18 protein-coding genes are annotated in these 18,604 nt (G+C 34.2%); 11 read left to right on the plus strand and 7 right to left on the minus strand.

Annotation, left to right across the window (positions count from 1 at the left end):
- The first annotated feature begins 157 nt into the window (after positions 1–157).
- From P177_RS18500 to P177_RS18525, 6 genes are all read left to right on the plus strand, one after another.
- Entirely contained in the window at positions 158–865 is a 708-nt protein-coding gene (locus tag P177_RS18500; protein ID WP_036157195.1) for a hypothetical protein, read from the plus strand.
- A complete protein-coding gene (locus P177_RS18505) occupies positions 862–1,194 on the plus strand; it encodes a hypothetical protein (RefSeq protein WP_036157197.1) in 333 nt (110 codons plus the stop codon). The genes P177_RS18500 and P177_RS18505 overlap by 4 nt, the downstream gene beginning before the upstream one ends.
- A gap of 5 nt (positions 1,195–1,199) precedes the next feature.
- On the plus strand, positions 1,200–1,886 hold the full coding sequence (locus P177_RS18510) for a hypothetical protein (RefSeq protein WP_036157199.1): 687 nt from the start codon (positions 1,200–1,202) through the stop codon (positions 1,884–1,886).
- Between the two features lie 215 nt (positions 1,887–2,101).
- The gene (locus P177_RS18515; protein ID WP_036157201.1) at positions 2,102–2,629 is read left to right on the plus strand and encodes a DUF2975 domain-containing protein; all 528 of its coding nucleotides are present in this window, start codon (positions 2,102–2,104) and stop codon (positions 2,627–2,629) included.
- Positions 2,630–2,639: 10 nt separating this feature from the next.
- Positions 2,640–3,152, plus strand: coding sequence for a DUF2975 domain-containing protein (locus P177_RS18520; protein WP_084684732.1), 513 nt, complete (start codon positions 2,640–2,642; stop codon positions 3,150–3,152).
- Positions 3,153–3,154: 2 nt separating this feature from the next.
- Entirely contained in the window at positions 3,155–3,361 is a 207-nt protein-coding gene (locus P177_RS18525; RefSeq protein WP_036157206.1) for a helix-turn-helix domain-containing protein, read from the plus strand.
- Positions 3,362–3,415: 54 nt separating this feature from the next.
- On the opposite strand, the gene P177_RS18530 is transcribed toward P177_RS18525, so the two are convergent.
- From P177_RS18530 to P177_RS18560, 7 genes are all read right to left on the minus strand, one after another.
- On the minus strand, positions 3,416–3,694 hold the full coding sequence (locus tag P177_RS18530; RefSeq protein ID WP_036157208.1) for a F0F1 ATP synthase subunit epsilon: 279 nt from the start codon (positions 3,692–3,694) through the stop codon (positions 3,416–3,418).
- Between the two features lie 78 nt (positions 3,695–3,772).
- A complete protein-coding gene (gene atpD / locus P177_RS18535; RefSeq protein WP_036157210.1) occupies positions 3,773–5,281 on the minus strand; it encodes a F0F1 ATP synthase subunit beta in 1,509 nt (502 codons plus the stop codon).
- 167 nt (positions 5,282–5,448) lie between these two features.
- Positions 5,449–7,077: an SGNH/GDSL hydrolase family protein gene (locus P177_RS18540; RefSeq protein ID WP_036157211.1), complete on the minus strand. Its 1,629-nt coding sequence runs from the start codon at positions 7,075–7,077 to the stop codon at positions 5,449–5,451.
- 18 nt (positions 7,078–7,095) lie between these two features.
- Entirely contained in the window at positions 7,096–9,885 is a 2,790-nt protein-coding gene (locus P177_RS18545; RefSeq protein ID WP_036157213.1) for a TonB-dependent receptor, read from the minus strand.
- Positions 9,886–10,174: 289 nt separating this feature from the next.
- Positions 10,175–12,019 carry a glutamine--fructose-6-phosphate transaminase (isomerizing) gene (gene glmS / locus P177_RS18550; protein WP_036157215.1) on the minus strand — a complete coding sequence of 615 codons (1,845 nt, stop codon included), beginning with the start codon at positions 12,017–12,019 and terminating at the stop codon, positions 10,175–10,177.
- 148 nt (positions 12,020–12,167) lie between these two features.
- A complete protein-coding gene (locus tag P177_RS18555; protein WP_036157217.1) occupies positions 12,168–14,090 on the minus strand; it encodes a DUF4270 domain-containing protein in 1,923 nt (640 codons plus the stop codon).
- Positions 14,091–14,095: 5 nt separating this feature from the next.
- On the minus strand, positions 14,096–14,905 hold the full coding sequence (locus P177_RS18560) for a glycogen/starch synthase (protein ID WP_036157219.1): 810 nt from the start codon (positions 14,903–14,905) through the stop codon (positions 14,096–14,098).
- Positions 14,906–15,007: 102 nt separating this feature from the next.
- Here P177_RS18560 and panC point away from each other — a divergent pair, with 102 nt between their 5' ends.
- Genes panC through P177_RS20155 form a run of 5 tightly spaced genes read left to right on the plus strand, consistent with a single transcriptional unit; the run spans position 15,008 to position 18,575 of the window.
- Entirely contained in the window at positions 15,008–15,853 is an 846-nt protein-coding gene (gene panC / locus P177_RS18565; protein ID WP_036157221.1) for a pantoate--beta-alanine ligase, read from the plus strand.
- Positions 15,854–15,861: 8 nt separating this feature from the next.
- Entirely contained in the window at positions 15,862–16,212 is a 351-nt protein-coding gene (gene panD / locus P177_RS18570) for an aspartate 1-decarboxylase (RefSeq protein WP_036157224.1), read from the plus strand.
- 3 nt (positions 16,213–16,215) lie between these two features.
- Complete coding sequence (locus P177_RS18575; protein WP_036157225.1) at positions 16,216–17,181, plus strand: lysylphosphatidylglycerol synthase transmembrane domain-containing protein; 966 nt, start codon at positions 16,216–16,218, stop codon at positions 17,179–17,181.
- 26 nt (positions 17,182–17,207) lie between these two features.
- Complete coding sequence (locus tag P177_RS18580; protein ID WP_036157228.1) at positions 17,208–18,350, plus strand: alpha/beta hydrolase; 1,143 nt, start codon at positions 17,208–17,210, stop codon at positions 18,348–18,350.
- A 54-nt stretch (positions 18,351–18,404) separates the two neighbouring features.
- On the plus strand, positions 18,405–18,575 hold the full coding sequence (locus P177_RS20155; protein WP_157486616.1) for a hypothetical protein: 171 nt from the start codon (positions 18,405–18,407) through the stop codon (positions 18,573–18,575).
- The last annotated feature ends 29 nt before the right edge of the window (positions 18,576–18,604 follow it).

The following is an 18,604-nucleotide window of genomic DNA, read 5'->3' on the forward strand; positions in this document are numbered from 1 at the left end:
GTTAAGTCTATGACTTAAAAGTTATAACTTAAAGTATTGTTAGATTAATCTGTAAAAGGAAATACCAATGTAAATGATTTGTTTGGCATAACGGCAGCTGATGATACGCCTATTAAAATTACCCCAGTTCAAGATATTTTAAATAGATATAATTAAAATGAAATATTATCAATTAGGTGGCTATGGCAGAGAATGGAACTTGTATTGTAGCCAAGAAGAAACTGCTCGTTTACAATTAGATGTCCATTTATTAAGAAATAGAGAAAGGTGGGAAAACCCTAAACCTATTCAATTGTATGTAGATACTAATGTTCCAGATCATGAACAGTTAGAATTTAATGAACCCATATTACGTAATACCATGTTATGGTCTAGCGGTGGTGGAAGTCGCAAATGGCATAAAGCTGCCTTCACGCCATTTATTACAGGCATGTGTATTATTGATGAATTATATAAAATATTTAAAAATTTCAATTTAACTAACGAACAGTTTTTAGAATTAGAGATTAAAAACTACCAAAAGCAAACAACGCATAAATATTGGTTATTCTATCCAATAGTTAATTACAGATTTATAGAAATTAAAAAATCTGAATTTAAAAAAATTGGAATTAAAGACAAATCAGATGTAGAAATTGTAGCGTATAATGATTTGGAAGAATATTTTGATAAATCAGAGCCATATATGATGACTCATGAATTCAAACCGCATATTTGGTGCGTAAATGAACCTTTTGATTTTTTATTTGACCGTTATAATTATATTGTATCCGCACGATTAAGAAACGCCATAGAAGAAGCTGGCATGACAGATGTTACCTTTTATGATTTGGATTATGAGGTTATCGTTAAAAAAGAAAATTGAAGTTTAAAACTCTTGCCTACTATAGCAGAAAGAAAAACATTAACTTAATAATCCTGTTTATTAAAGACATTATCGCCATCGAGAACAAACTAAGCCCCGGCAACCTTTTTACCCCCGCACAAACGACCAAGTTTAAACAGGTAAAAGAAGCCTCTAGCGGTGCGGTGGAGTTTAAAGTGAAGTTTGATAATAAATCTATTGACATTAACGCAAATGAAAGCTTTAATTTAGAGCAATCTGAAATGATAAAATCGAATGATTACGGTACTAATGACATTAACACCATTCGAAAATCAGATATCGAGTTTATAAAAGATTCAAATAAATAATAATCATGTCCATAAAACTTTCTCAAGGAAAAAAAGAATTATTTGCTGTAACAAATCCTTACTTCAAGGACAAGGGTTATAAATTCAATGATGCTAAGAAAACAGGAGTTGGATACTCGTTAAACTTAAAGCATGTAAAAATTCTATTGATATTTGACTTCAAAACAAAATCGTCGTTACATAAGTTATTGCCCTTTTCAATTTTTCATGAACCAGTGGAAAATTTAATTAATGAAATAGGTAAACCGAATTTTTCTGATTCAGGAAATGTTTCTTGGCGCACAGTTAAAGATAGTCTACCAAACTACTATGAATCAGAACTAAATGACATTAATTTTAACACTCTTTTATCATTCCGCCAATGGGGCCATTTAATTGTTGATTATGCCCAAGGTCCTGGCAAGGCTTTTATAGATACCTACTCCTACCTGCCCAACGTACTAAAAGAAATGGACCGCTTAGAGGCAGAAGGAAAATATTGGAAGGAGATTTTGGTAGGTGGGATAGATCACTTGTTTAGAGGATTAATCATTTCTAAATTATGCGATGATCCTAATTTTAATATGAAATTTGAAAAATGGGATAGCGTTATATATCAATCAAAATATAAAATCTGGCATTCTTATTATAATACGTTAAAGGATCGCCTTAAAACAGTAGAGCCTCTTTACCCATATTACAAAAGTGTGTAAAATATAAGATTTTGTTGCTAACCGCTATCGCAAGCGTCACGCTCTTACATCTATAACAGTAAGAATTTGAATACGTAATTAAGATTCAAATTTAATCTATACCTCTCTGTAGTTTTACTGATAAGGAAAGATAACAAAAATCATTTTTTTAAATTTAATTATTGTTTTTCGATAATTTTAATATATTTGTTATCGTTAAACAATAATTAAATTATATGAAAAATCTTCTTACTGCACTCAAATGGCTTATTAATTTTTTAATTTTTTCCGTACTAATATCTATAATTATAAACTTAGGTGAATTATCAAAATATGTTCTTACAAAATTTGATTTGCTTGAATATTCCGGTGGAGAAAATAGCTGGATACTAATGCTTCTAATTCCTTTACTAACTTTTTTATTACAAGGTTATATATTCTGGCTTCTTTTGAAATTTAGAAAAGTAATACCTGAATTTAAAACCGATACAATATTTACAGAAAATAATAGTGCTGTTTTTAGAAAGGTCGGTAACGGACTTATAATCTATTCTATATTAATTTTCTTTATAAGGTTAATAGAAAAATCCTTTGAAATAACTTTAGAATATGGTGTTTCTGCTTCATATACCTTAGGCAAAAATTTTGGAACGGCATTAAGCGGAAGAATATCACTTTTAGTAATAGCTATTTTTCTACTTATTATAGCCCAATTAATTAAAGAAGGCTATCATCTAAAACAAGAAAATGACTTAACTATATAAAAAGAATACCATGAAAATATTCGGTCCAAAATCACTTTCTACCTTCTTCTATTATATATTCAGAAGTATTTCAATTGTACTCTTAGCTTTTCTAACCTATATGGAATTTGCTTTTATTACAGATAAATTTACAGTTGAAGACGGTAGATTCGACATGAAAATTCCCCTTATTGGAAGTTCTATAGAAGGTGATTATCAGTTTAGCGACATCCTAACGATTACCCTAATTTTAATTTTCGGGATTCTACTGCTCTATTTACTTTCTAACATTTTTAAAGCGCTTAAAAAAACGGTCATTTTTAATAAGGGCATCATCAAAAATTTGAAACTCTTAACTATCCTAAATTTAATTATTGGTCCGCTTTTATACTTTCTTATTCATTATCCAATAATGCATAAGACTGAATTTAGAAATATTCACAATCTTATTCTCCTGATTATATTTGGAATGATTTCCCTGTTTCTAACCTATGTATTTCAGAAAGGGTATACCGTACAATCAGAAAACGACCTAACCATATAACTATGAGTATCGTCGTAAACTTAAACACCGTATTAGCAGAGCGAAATTTGAAAAGCAAAGAGCTAGCCGAAATGATTGGTATAACGGAAGCTAACCTTTCTATTCTAAAATCAGGTAAAGCTAAAGCCATTCGTTTTTCTACTCTAGAAGCTATTTGCAAAGCTTTAGATTGTCAGCCTGCAGATATTCTAGCATATGAAAAGGAATAAAAAAAGGCTACACTTTTCAGTGTAGCCTTTAAAACTTATTACGGATTCTACTTACTAATCTGCAAGTACAATTACTTTATTATTCTTAAGCTCAATAGTACCGCTAGAAATCTGTAAAACTGTACTACCGCTAGCATCTTTAGTAAACTTAGAGGCATATTCTTCATCTAAAGAAATATTACCTGAAATCTTAACCTTACCTTCTTGTAACAATGATACAATTGGGGCGTGGTCTTTTAACATTTGAAACTCACCATTTATACCTGGTACCGTAACCGAAGTTACTTCACCTGCAAATAATGTTGCTTCTGGTGATACAATTTCTAAATACATATCTCTTTTAGTTATGAGTTATGAGTTATGAGTTATGAGTTACAATTCTGAACTCTGAACCCTGAACTCTGAACTTAATTACGCTTCAGTCAACATTTTTTCACCAGCTTCAATAGCCTCTTCGATCGTACCTTTAAGGTTAAAAGCAGATTCTGGTAAGTGATCTAATTCACCATCCATAATCATGTTAAATCCTTTGATAGTTTCTTTAATATCAACTAACACACCTTTAAGACCTGTAAATTGTTCTGCTACGTGGAAAGGTTGAGATAAGAAACGTTGTACACGTCTTGCTCTACCTACGGCAGATTTATCTTCTTCAGACAATTCTTCCATACCTAAGATGGCAATAATATCTTGAAGCTCTTTATATCGTTGTAAAAGCTCTTTTACTCTTTGTGCACAAGCATAATGCTCATCTCCTAAAATTTCAGCTGTTAAAATTCTTGATGTAGAATCTAATGGATCTACCGCTGGGTAGATACCTAACTCGGCAATTTTACGAGACAATACCGTTGTTGCATCTAAGTGAGCAAACGTTGTTGCCGGTGCTGGATCCGTTAAATCATCCGCAGGTACGTAAACCGCCTGTACAGATGTAATAGAACCTCTTTTTGTTGATGTAATACGCTCTTGCATAGCACCCATCTCTGTTGCCAAAGTTGGTTGGTAACCTACCGCTGAAGGCATACGACCCAATAGTGCCGATACCTCTGAACCTGCTTGTGTAAAACGGAAAATGTTATCTACGAAGAAAAGTACATCTTTACCTTGACCTTCACCTGCTCCATCACGGAAATACTCAGCAATTGTCAAACCTGAAAGTGCAACTCTAGCACGTGCTCCTGGTGGCTCGTTCATTTGACCAAAAACGAAAGTCGCTTTTGAACCTTTCATTGCCTCTTTATCAACTTTGGTAAGATCCCATCCGCCTTCTTCCATAGAATGCATGAAATCATCACCGTATTTTATAATACCAGATTCTAACATCTCACGAAGTAAATCATTTCCTTCACGAGTTCTTTCACCAACACCTGCGAATACAGAAAGACCACCGTGACCTTTTGCAATGTTGTTGATCAATTCTTGAATCAATACCGTTTTACCTACACCAGCACCACCAAATAATCCAATTTTACCACCTTTTGCATAAGGCTCAATCAAATCGATTACTTTAATACCTGTAAATAAAACTTCTGTAGAAGTTGAAAGATCTTCGAATTTTGGTGCTTCCCTATGTATTGGAAGACCATCTTTACCTGCTTTAGGCAAATCACCTAAACCATCAATAGCATCACCGATAACATTGAACAAACGACCATATACGTCATCACCTACCGGCATTTGTATCGCACTACCTGTAGCAACTACTTCTACACCTCTGCTTAAACCATCAGTAGAATCCATTGAGATGGTTCTTACCGTGTTTTCACCAACATGAGACTGTACTTCTAATACTAAAACCGACTTATCCTTGTTTACAATTTCTAAGGAATCATAGATTCTAGGAAGATCAGCACCTGACTGAAATTCTACATCAACCACGGGCCCAATGATTTGCGAAACTTTACCTGTAACTTTTGACATTACTTATATGTTTATTTAATACGTTTAATATAACCTGAAAAATGCTCTCATTTTCAGGCTGCAAAGATATAGTTTTCAATTTTAATGAAAAATAGTTTTTTTCCTTTTTTACAAAAGTAAAAAGGTGCCCGTTCGGCACCTTTAAATTCTAACTATTTTAGTTACAATTATTGTAGTGTTGGTGAGTAATTCGTAGGATAATCACCTACGTTCAAAAAACTACCCGAAGCCTCAAAATTTGAACCATACGTTGCATCAATAGATTTCATAAACTCATTTGCTAATAATGCATACCCTCTAGCTGTAGGGTGAATTCCATCTAAAGAAAAAGCACTACCCGTCACCAAACTAGATGTTAAAGTAAAATCACCACTAGTGATTCCTCCATTTGCCAATTGATTCAACAAGCTATTAGCATCTACGAAAGCTAAACCTGCCTGACTAGCAGTAGCCTCAATAATTTGATTGAAAGCTGCTGTTGCTACAGCAATTTCTTCTTGCTCACTAGGCAGAAGAACCCACTTATCCTCTAAAGGCAACGATATACCCTCAACAGAAAATTGACCTGCCAATGCCTGAGGTAAGCCTGCAGACATAAGAGCTACAACCGATTCTGTATTTACCGTACCTATAATAGATGAACTTGGCAATACAAATAAATCGTCTGCCGTTGCCTCTCTTGTTTGCCCATATGTACTACCCAATAAACCTGCAACCAATGGTGCTGCTTCGACAGGCAAACCGAATGATTGCACAAAAGCAGGAAATGTAGGACTAGCCCCTAGTACACCTGCAATCTGAGCAGACAAATCAACTAAAGTTTCATCTCTAATCACCACTTCACTAGCTGCGGTTGCAGAAAACTCTATTGATCTTTCTGGAACACCTAAAAACTCATACACCTGATTCAATTGCCCAAAAATACCATTCAGGGTCGCAATCTGATCTCCAAAATCGGGATTTGTAGGGTCCAAAGGATTGTGTGGTACCGTTGTAAAATGAGGAACGTCTGTTACGTTAGGAATATTAGCTACTACACCTTGAGCCCCATTAGCAGTCAAGGTAGCTATTAAAGCTCCATAACTACCATCAAAACCTTGACCTGGAGCACCTGACACCGGTGTAATAGGATCCGTACCATCACCACCAGTAGTGGCATATCCCAATACATCATTATTACCTATCCACAATGAGAAAAAACTAGGTGATTGATCTACCGCCAAATCTAAAATAGACGCGCTGGTATTTCCCGTGATTCTAATTGCATAAGGATTTGCAGCTGTCGGAAAATTATCTAAACTACCATAACCAGGCGCCAATAGATGAAAACTTTTAGCTCCAGGCACCCCTAAATTATTAAAAGGTCCAGTTGGGTTGTTCAACGCAATATCCGTTGATACGGTTACATCACCAATTATGGATTCTAAAGAAACCGGACCCGCACCACCAAAGACCAATCTTGGATCTTGGATTCTTGTACCTGCCACTGCTAAACCACCAAAATTGTCACTTGTCATAGGCTGGGTAAAATTACCACCGCCAACAAGACTAAATTTCTGAGATAGTAAGTTAGGCAAGGACAGCGTCTGACTTGCTTGAAATAATGCGCCATCTGTAAAACCTGCCGTTAACGAATTCCCTAAAGAGACATAATTAGAGAAATCTGCCGATCCAGCAGTTAACGCCGGTAATTCTTCTGCCATAACTTCTGGCTCAAGATCCACATCTTCAGGGTCATTACAAGCCGTAAAAGCTAAGATACCTAAAGAAATATATAAATATTTTAAGTTTTTCATTTCAACTTTTGATTTTAATTAGTTGTTAATAGTCCAAGATAAGTAGTACATAGAACCTATGAACCCTGTACCAAATGCCGTATAATATTCTTTATTAGTAAGGTTTGTACCCCCTAATTTGAAAGAAGATTTAATACTTGGCACATCATAGTTAATTTGAGCATCTACCACGTGGAATTCTGGAATTACACCATTACCAAAAGTAGCTTCCCAGAAATAATCATCACTAAATCTATATGAAACATTAAATCCGAAATTTTCGAATAATTCTTTGTTTCCAAAAGATGCCTTGAACTTGTGCTCTGGCGTGTTGAAGTTCAACATTACGTCAGGGTTTGCCTCACGATCGAAATCTAATTTCGTAAAAGTATAACTACCTCCTAAATCAAAATTACCTAAAACCTTAACATCAAGACCTAAAGATGCACCATAAGAATTTACATTGGCATCGGTATTTGTGTATGTACTATATGCTTGAAAATCTCCATTCGCTATTGCTGCAATAGAAAGTCCGCCATCACCCACTTCGCCGTAGTACGGAGCAACAACTACCTCTTGAGAAATAAAATCTTCATAACTATTATAATATGTGCTAAAATCAATTACAACTTTATCCACTTTACCTCTATACCCAATTTCAAAAGATGTTACTTTTTCTGGCTTGACCAAATCTGGATTAGCAACTTCAAGTACTGTAGGGTCTCCTGTCTCAGCTAAAGCTGTAGCAGAAGCTGCAGAGTACGAATTGGTGTACGCCGCGGTACCAGTTTGAGTAACTGACGAAGGTTGACCTAACAACTGTCCTGAGGCACTTACATCAAAATCTCTTGAATACTGCTCTAGATTATCAGGTGCAGACCCTACCAAAATTGCTCTACCGGCATCCAATCCAATAAAAAGATCTTGGGTAGTCGGGTTTCTGAATCCAGTTTGAGCAGATGCTCTAATATTATGATTCCTATTCAACGTGTAACCTGCGGATAATCTAGGAGAGTAAAAGCCATCAAAAAATTCAGATTTATCATATCTAATAGACCCTGTTAATTTTAAACTTTTATCGCCAGACATAGGTAATGTCTTTTGAACCTGTGAGTAAATTCCAAATTCAGAATAATCTATTGGACCGTCTTCTTCAGAATCCGTATAAATAGTTCCTAAAGAATTTAAACTATACTCTCTAAAAGAACCACCAACCTGAATTTCTGCCCAATCAATTAAATGACTAAAATTATAGTTACCATCAGCATGATAATATTTAGACTGGTCATAAAACTGTGACCCAACACTTAAATCTGGATCTTTTATAACCTTGTTAAAAGCTGCTTCGAATTCTGGAGTACCCGGCAACAGTCTACCAGATTCAGCTTGAGCTCTACCTGCTGCATGTGCCTGTTGGTCAGTAGCACCTGCCAAAGTTGCCTGTACATAAGCACCGGTATATTCACCAAACCAAGTATTATCATCTTTCCAAGATCTGTTGATGTTGATACCAGTAAACACCATATCATAAGAATCACCTGCCTTATCTCCAACCACATAACCTCTTACAAAAAAGTTATCGTTCTTGATTTCAAGTTTATGTTGTTCCTGAAAGAATCCAGCTATATTATACCTGTTAGTTCCTTGATAAATTGTATTTCCTGTACCTACTTTACCTACATAAGAAATCTCTAAACTATTATCTTCAATTGGTCTATAATACAAGCCCCAATCAGCTTTAATACTTTCTGCATTGTAGTTGGTAAGATCACTTTCGTTATACCCAGTTCTACTTACAATTTCAGAAGGCACCAAAGCATTTGCACCTGAAGGCAAAACACCTAAACCTTCTAAAGTAAGTGCAACTTCCTTAATATTTGTAGAAACTTCATCTCCATATACATTGACACCATCATAATTCAAGTTATCTCTTGTGCCACCTGGAGTTATTTTATCATCTGTATTATTAGCCGCCCAATCAGTACCTTTTAAGTATCCGAAATTAACCTTTGCAGCAAATTTATCACTGAACTTATGTGCCGCTCTTATACCAAAATCAGTATATGAGTTGTCACCAGCCGCCTTTTGAGAAGTAATCCCTTGTTTAATGGAAACACTTATACCTTCATAATCAAACGGACTCTTACTACGCATAAACAAAATACCATTAAACGCATTTGCACCATATAGTGCAGAAGATGCTCCTGGCAACAATTCTACACTTAATACATCTGGTTCAATTAACCCGACTAAGTTACCGATAGGGAAGTTCAATGCTGGTGTAGAATTGTCCATACCATCAACAAGCTGCATAAAGCGCGTATTCGCAAAAGATGCGAAACCTCTTGTGTTTACCGACTTAAACGTTAAACTGTTCGTATTTACATCAACCCCTTTTAAATTTTCCAATCCGCCATAAAAATCTGCAGCAGTAGAATTCTTAATTTCAGAAATACCAATACGCTCTACAGTAACTGGCGATTCAAAAATACGTTCAGGAGTTCTAGAAGCCGAAATAACAACTTCATCTAAAAAGGTTTGCGATTCATTTAAGGTGATCGTAATAGTTTGGTTTGCACTTGTAATACTTTCTGTAGTACTCATATATCCAATACTTGACACCTCTATCTTAAAAGGTGGCACTTCGGACGTAGCCAAATTAAAATTACCATCAAAATCTGTTACTGCTCCAATGGTTTTGCCAACGATAACAATATTGGCCCCAGGAATGGGCTGATTGTTTTGGTCAACAACATTACCATTGATATTTGTTTGAGAGTACCCAAAAGTACCCACAATCATCAATGCTAAAAGAAGTATTGCTCTCATTCTTTATCAAAGTTTAAAATTAGTTGAGGGTTAAGATACAGATTATTTCACATGGATTATAGTAATTTGAAAAAAATTATGCATGCATAGTATTATTTTAATAATTAAATGATTCATTTATTGGGATATACGCAATTAACTTTTAAATAACATAATGTAAAAAATATATCCAAAATCCACCATTCCCTTATAAAAAGGAGATTTTATGTGCATATTATTTTAATTTTATCCCCTAAAAAAGGGACATGAAATGAATCATGCCCCTTATATCTATTAAAAATAATTTTTCTTATTCTACCGTAACCGATTTGGCAAGGTTTCTAGGTTGATCCACATTACAACCTCTCATTACAGCAATATGATATGAAAGTAATTGCAAAGGAATTGTCGTTAATAACGGAGTTAAGCTTTCTAAAGTTTCAGGAACCTCAATAACGTGATCCGCTAAATCCTTCACCTGCTCATCACCTTCTGTAACTATTGCAATAATTTTCCCTTTTCTGGATTTAATCTCTTGAATGTTACTTACCACCTTTTCATAATGCCCTTTTTTAGTCGCAATTACAAAAACTGGCATTTGCTCATCAATCAATGCAATAGGACCATGCTTCATTTCAGCTGCCGGATATCCTTCTGCATGAATGTAACTTATCTCTTTTAATTTAAGTGCGCCTTCCAATGCTACCGGAAAATTGTATCCTCTCCCTAAGTAAAGACAGTTAGTTGAATCTTTATAAACATCTGCTATAATTTCTATTAGTGTATTAGATTCCAAAGATTTTTCTACTTTACTAGGAATAGTTTCTAGTTCAGATAAATATCCGCGATATTTTGTCTCCGAGAAAACACCTTTTGCTTTCGCTAATTTTAAAGCCATTAACGTCAAAACAGTAATTTGAGTCGTAAAAGCTTTTGTAGAAGCTACTCCTATTTCTGGTCCTGCATGCGTATAAGCTCCAGCATCCGTTTCCCTTGCAATAGAAGAACCTACTACATTACAAACACCAAATACAAAAGCTCCTTTTTCTTTCGCTAATTTAATAGCTGCCAAAGTATCTGCAGTTTCACCAGATTGTGAAATTGCAATTAAAACATCTTTATCTGTAATAACAGGGTTTCTGTATCTAAATTCTGATGCATATTCTACTTCTACAGGAATTCTTGCCAAATCCTCAAAAATATACTCAGCAACTAAACCGGCATGCCATGAAGTACCACATGCTACAATAATAATTCTATTAGCGTTTAAGAATTTTTCCATGTTAAGGTCAATCCCCGCCATTCTAATTAAACCTTGATCTGCCAATAAACGACCTCTATAAGTATCTTTTATAGCTCTAGGTTGTTCATAAATCTCTTTTAACATAAAGTGATCATAACCACCTTTCTCAATTTCTTCAAGATTCATTTGAAGCTCTAAAATTCTTGGATAAGCTACCGCATCATCCTTAATTTTTCTAAGCTTAATTTCTTTTCCTAATCTAATAATTGCCATTTCTTCATCTTCAAGATAAACAGCATTATTAGTAAATTCTATAAATGGCGAAGCATCTGAGGCTATAAAAAATTCTTCTTCGCCAATACCAATAGCCAAAGGACTACCTAATTTAGCTACCACAATTTCATCTGGTTTTTCCTTATCAAAAACAGCAATTGCATATGCCCCTACTACTTGATTAAGTGCAATCTGTACCGCCTTACCTAGCTTAACATCTTCGGTTTTCTTTACCTCTTCAATAAGATTAATCAATACCTCAGTATCCGTATCTGATTGAAATGTATATCCACGTTTTGTAAGTTCTTGTTTTATAGACTCGTAATTTTCAATGATACCGTTATGTATAATAACAAGATTTCCTGAATTAGAGTAATGAGGGTGAGAATTGACATCATTTGGCACACCGTGGGTTGCCCAACGTGTGTGACCTATACCAATACTACCTGCCTGAGATATTTCTTTTGCTTTATTTTTTAAATCTTCAACCTTACCTTTTGTTTTAGATAAATTGATTTGATTACCATCAAACAATGCAATACCTGCACTATCATAACCACGATATTCTAATCTCTGAAGTCCTTTTATAACTATAGGGAAAGCTTCCCTATGACCTATGTAACCAACAATTCCACACATATTAATGTTTCTATTTGAAAAAATTAATTTAAAACCTTTAGCTTAAAAAATAAACTCAAGATTTATGCCATTTAGGTTATACAACGTTAATAATGTAGAAGTGGTATGTGAACAATTGCTTAAATGACAAAAATCACTATTAAATGGTTTACCGAGCTTTAGTATAAGATATTTCTAATTTCAACCTCTTATCATAATTAGGGTCGGCAACATCTACATTACTACCAAACAATACCGTTCCTAGCGGAGTCACTGTTGACGTAATAGGTAATTCTTCTTCTCCATTAGTAACCTTTGCATCGGCAATATTCCAATTTTGAATATTTGTTGTAAGTGTTAAACCCAAAGTAGCATTTGTAGAATCTCTTACAATCAAATTATTTATATGATCTGTAATCTTTACCGAATACTGAATTCCTTTTCCGTTAGATTTCTCTATAACTCCATCATAATCTGGATAAAATGCAAATAAATTTGGGATCCCTGTTTCGGCAAATGCCACATCTGTAGCTGTATTTATTAAAGGAAATTTATTCTCAGCATTATATAAATATAATCTTGGAGGCTCTAATGTACTACCTACAGCATCTAACTGATCTCTATCTATATAGAAAACCAAATTAGCTTCATTAATTACCCAATTCTCACTTTTAATTTGTTCAATAATACTTTCACCGCCATCTTCTTCAAATAAATTAATTTCAGCATAAGTACCAGGACCTCCTTTTAAATAAATTCTAGAAACATTTTCATCGCTATCTAAAGTTTGAAGAATTTGAGGACCGTAGTCTTCAGTTATAATAGTATTTACTGCATTACCGGCAACAACGCCAGTTGTACTCAATGTCAAAAATGAAAAAGTAAAATCAGTCTCCAATATATTATTAGGATTATCATCACTAGTATCATCAGTTGTACCATTAGTATCATAATTGGTATAACTATAAGTCATAGTAATATTAGAGCTATTTAAGTTAAACATAAAAAGCACATCGTTACCAGATTCATCTTCTATAGAAAAATGAAGCCCCCTAATAAACTCAGTGAAGTTAGCTTGACTAATTAACTCCGAACTCCCTTCCTTGTCTAATATATTTGTCTGAAAAAATTCATTATCCAACGCAACCCTAATACCTGGCTGTAATTTTGTGAAAGTTTGAGATTCATCTACATCTTCAGTTGAATCGTCATCTTCATTCTGAATTAAGATTTCTTCATCAATAATCTCAACTACACCTTCAAACAAAGGATCACCTGTTACGAAATCAGGAGAGAACACTTGATTTGAATAATATTGTTGCACTTCTTGAAAGCTGGCATTTGGATCTAAATCACGTAAGAAAAAGGTTGAACGCTCTACCTTTAAATTGAAAGAAGGTAGTGGGGTTTTAGCAACGTCATCATAGTTGACACCATTAATATAGATACTGTCTAGTTCTACTTTTTCCGCAAAATTATCAGAAAAAATGGTTGAACCATCAAGATCATTAATACCATCACGATCCTCATCAACACTAGAACCATCTAAAGGATCTGTATTAGATGCCGTCTCTATAATATTAGAAACACCATCACCATCATTGTCATTACTACTATCGTCTGGGTCAAGATCAAATTCATCTTCAACACCATCACCATCAGTATCCAACGAGCTAGCATTTGTCAAAAATGGTATATAAAGATAAACTTCTTTAATAGTTTCATTTTCTTGAACCGTAGTTATTGCCTCATCTGTAGTACCGGCTCTATCCTCTTTTTCTTGAGAAAAACTACCAAAAGATGGGTTAGCCGTACTTAAATAGACTTGTGAAGTTACAGAAGCCTCTGTTTTACCGTAAACAGGGTCATTATATGTACCTATTTGATAAATATCAAGTTTATTGGTCTGAACCGCCTCAATGTTCTTGTTATATGCAAAAACATCATATACTTCTGTACCGGTAGTAAAAGGCTCGTTACCAACAACACCCGACCCTACAGTAGTTAAATCTTGCTCACATGAAACCAAAACACCCAATAACAATAACAACCCTAAAAACTTAGGGACAGCGGACTTAGCAATAAAATTCATTCAGATTATTTTAAAACTTCTGTGTTATAAAAATTAGCATATTCCTCTTCAAACTCTTGAACAGGCACATATGGCAACACTGGTTTTTCTTGGCTAGATATATGGTTTTCTAATTCATCAGGAATTTCTTCCGAAGCTAAAATAACAGCATCAGAATAATCAACAGCCACCTTTAACAAATTATTATAGGTAGGTTCACCTAAAGATGCAATTTCTTCTTCTGGAATACCATCAAAAGATATTCTCTTGATCATATCCTTATCCAAAGACCCTTCAAATGTTTTACCATAAACGGATAAAACTATTTTACTGTCTGCAAATAAAGGCTCGTCAGCATAATATTTCTTCAAATACAATGGCAATAAACTTGCCATCCATCCATGAACATGGATTATATCTGGTGACCAATTTAATTTTTTAACCGTCTCCATAACTCCTTTTGCAAAGAAGATTGCACGTTGGTCATTATCCGGAAACAAATTACCTTGTTTGTCTGTAAACGTAGCCTTACGCTTAAAGTACTCTTCATTATCAATAAAGTAAACTTGAATTCTTTCTTTTGGTATAGACGCCACCTTAATAATCAATGGCATATCCATATCATTAATGACCAAGTTCATACCTGATAATCTAATTACTTCGTGTAATTGATGCCTTCTCTCATTAATGTTCCCGTACCTAGGCATGAAAATCCTAATCTGACCACCATTGCTGTTGACCATTCTAGGTGCTTCATAAGACATTAGGGAAACTTCGTTTTCGGGTAAGTAAGGAACTAATTCAGAAGATACAAATAATATCTTTTTACCATTCATAAAGGTTATATTTTATTTTTCACTGGAACGCAACTGCAAAATTACAAAAAATATAGAGATTAGCGGTAATTATAGTAAGTTTGCTCGCTAATGAACTTTTCAATGCCGGTAATACAGACCAAAACCAAGCTAAAAAAAGAACTTAATAACTTAAGCAACAAACTAGACCTAGGTCTTGTACCCACTATGGGAGCACTGCATATGGGGCATGCATCGCTTATTAAAAAAGCTGTAGATCAAAATGAGAATGTTGTGGTAAGCATTTTTGTTAACCCTACACAGTTTAACAATAAAGAAGACCTAGATAAATACCCAAAAACAATAGACACCGACATTCAACTGATTTCTGCAATTTCAGATAAAATCATCGTATTTACCCCGGCAGTTTCTGAAATATACCCCGATACTATTGTTCCAAAAACCTATGATTTTGAAGGTTTGGACAAAGTTATGGAAGGGGAATTTAGGGATGACCATTTTAACGGAGTTGGTACTATTGTTGAAGAATTGCTAAATGTCGTACAACCTTCAAAAGCTTATTTTGGTGAAAAAGATTTTCAACAATTACGCATTATTCAAAAACTTACCGAAATACAGCATATACCCGTAGAAATAATAGGTTGCGAAATTGTTAGGGAAGACCACGGTTTGGCAATGAGTTCTAGAAATGAAAGATTAAGTAAGAATATAAGACAAAAAGCAGCGTTTATTTATGAAACACTAAAGACTGCCAAAAATAAATTTGGCACGGAAAATGCATTAAACCTTAAAGATTGGGTGATTGATCAATTTGAAAACAACCATGATTTTCAACTAGAATATTTTGACATTACCGATGTTGAAACATTGACCCCAATAAAGAACAAAATAAATAATGTAAAATACAGGGCGTTTATTGCCGTTTATGTGGAAGACGTAAGACTTATAGATAATATAGCCCTAAATTAAAATAAGATATGCAAATAGAAGTAGTTAAATCAAAAATACACCGTGTAAAAGTTACTGGTGCTGATCTTAATTATGTTGGCAGCATTACAATCGATGAAGATTTAATGGATGCCGCAAATTTTATTCGTGGTGAAAAAGTTCAAATCGTTAATAACAATAATGGCGAAAGATTAGAAACCTATATCATACCCGGTCCAAGAAAAAGCGGAGAAATCACTTTAAATGGTGCAGCTGCGAGAAAAGTGGCTGTAGGTGATATTTTAATTTTAATTTCTTATACTTGGATGGATATTGAAGATGCGAAAAAATTTAATCCCTCTTTAGTTTTTCCTAACGAAGCAAATAATCTTTTAACGTAGAAGTTGAAAAATTCCTTAAAAAAAAGTCTTAAGACCATACTCCCAATAGCATTGGGAGTTTTTTTAGTTTGGTACTCTTACAATTCTACAACACCAGAAAATAGAAAAGAAATAATCTTTTATATTAGAGAGGCTAATCCGCTTTATGTTTCTCTTTCTATTTTACTAGGTATTTTAGGCCATATTTCTAGAGCAATTAGATGGAATTACCTTCTTGAACCTTTGGGTTACAAGCCAAAACTCATCAATAATATCCTTATAATCTTAACCTCTTATTTTGCCAATTTAGGTATTCCTAGAACTGGTGAGATATTAAGGGCCACAGCACTAACCACATACGAAAACGTACCTTTTGAAAAAGGCTTTGGAACCATTGTAACCGAACGAGTTATAGATGTAATTATGTTGCTTTTAGTAGTAACCATTGCATTTTTACTACAAACAGATGTTATCATGGGCATTCTCCAAGAACGTGGTTTCAATGCAACCGGACTCATATTTCTTGGATTAGGCGGCATAGCTTTGTTCTTTGTTTTCATTTTTATCATAAAAAAATCCAAGAATGCATTTGCCCTAAAAATAAAAACATTCGTAAAAGGACTTCTTGACGGAGTCTTCAGCATTTTTAAAATGAAAAATAAATGGTTGTTTATTTTTCATACTTTCTTCATCTGGGGTTGCTATATTGGCATGCTTTGGATTATAAAATTTACGGTTCCAGAAACCATATCACTTACGCTTAGCCAACTCTTGGTTGCCTTTGTGGCTGGGGCTTTCGCCATGGCAACAACCAATGGCGGCATAGGTCTTTACCCTATTGCAGTGAGTAGCGCTCTTGCCATCTTTGGAATAAGTGCAGTATCTGGTGATGCCTTTGGTTGGATTATATGGATAGCCCAGACACTAATGATAGTTGTTTTTGGCGCAATATCTTTTCTTTTATTACCGTTATTAAACCGTAGTAAATAGTTTCTAACAACTAACAATTTCTTTTTATGCGCTATGCAGCTTTAATTTTCGCACTTTTATTTGGGATAACCTCTTATGCACAAGTGACACAAGAAATCTTCGAATCTTTTAAACTTCAAGAACGAAGAGATGTAAGTTACTACTTTCCCGAAAACATGGATGACACCAAAAAGTACCCTTTAATAATTGTACTTGACGGTGAATATCTATTTGAACAGGTAGTGGCAAATTCAAAATATTACAGTCGTTTTCATGGCATGCCACAAAGTATTATCGTTGGTATTAATCAAAGCGAAAATGATTTAAGATATGAAGATTGCGCCTTTGACCCAGATAACGGCCTACCATCTGAAAAAGGAAAAAGTTTTTATGAGTTTATAGGTATGGAGCTTATTCCTTACCTGGATCTTAACTATAACACCGCCCCATTTAAAATGATTGTTGGGTATGATATTACAGCTAATTTCTTGAATTATTGGTTATTTAAAGACAATTCTATTTTTGACGGATATGTCAGTATCTCACCAACTCTTGCTCCAGAAATGGAAAGCAGAGTACCTATGCGCTTAGGCACTTTTGAAAATCAAATATTCTACCAGTTAATTGTTGAAGGGGAAGCCAGCAATGATAAACAGCGAATTTTAACGATGGACAAGGACCTAAAAGCCATTAAAAAAGAATCTTTACATTATTTCTTTGATGAATATTCTAATGCAGATCACATTTCTGTTGCTACCTATGGCATAGGAAAAGCGTTTGATAATATCTTTGGCATGTTTAAACCTATTAGTCCAAAAGAATATAAAACTCAAATATTAACTAGCGAAGAGCCGGTTTATGAGTACTTAGAAAACAAATACCAAGGTATTGTAGACATGTTCGGTTTTAGCAAGCCTGTTGAATTAAATGACATTATGGCAATATATGCGGCATCTAGAAAGAAAGAAGATTTTGAGTCGTTAAAGCCTTTATCTGATTTATGTAAGAAAGAATACCCAGAAACAATGTTAGGTTTTTATTTTGAAGCTGAGTACTATGAACAATTAGGCGAACCTAAAAAAGCGTTAAGAACATTTGAAAAGTCATTTCAAATGGAAGAAATAGATTTTTTAACCAAAGAAATGGCCCTTGAAAAAATGGATGCACTAAAAGCCGATTTCGGTTTTTAAAGATTATTATATTAAATAAACGGCTAGTCCCAAATTAGCCCAACCTACTTAATTATGATTAAAATTGACGCAATGTACTTCGTGTTTTCCGGAGTACTCTTTACCTATTTTGGATTGAAAGGAGAATTTATCCTAACCTATAACGGTATAGCCCTATTTATGGCGTGGGCATCATTTTTCCTCGCCTTTAGTGCATTTAAAAAAGAAAGATCAGGTGAAAATTAAGCTATAATTTCACTCTAGAATTTACTCAT

Origin of the sequence: Maribacter forsetii DSM 18668, assembly GCF_000744105.1 — a bacterium.
In the GTDB taxonomy this organism is placed as follows: Bacteria; Bacteroidota; Bacteroidia; order Flavobacteriales; family Flavobacteriaceae; genus Maribacter; species Maribacter forsetii.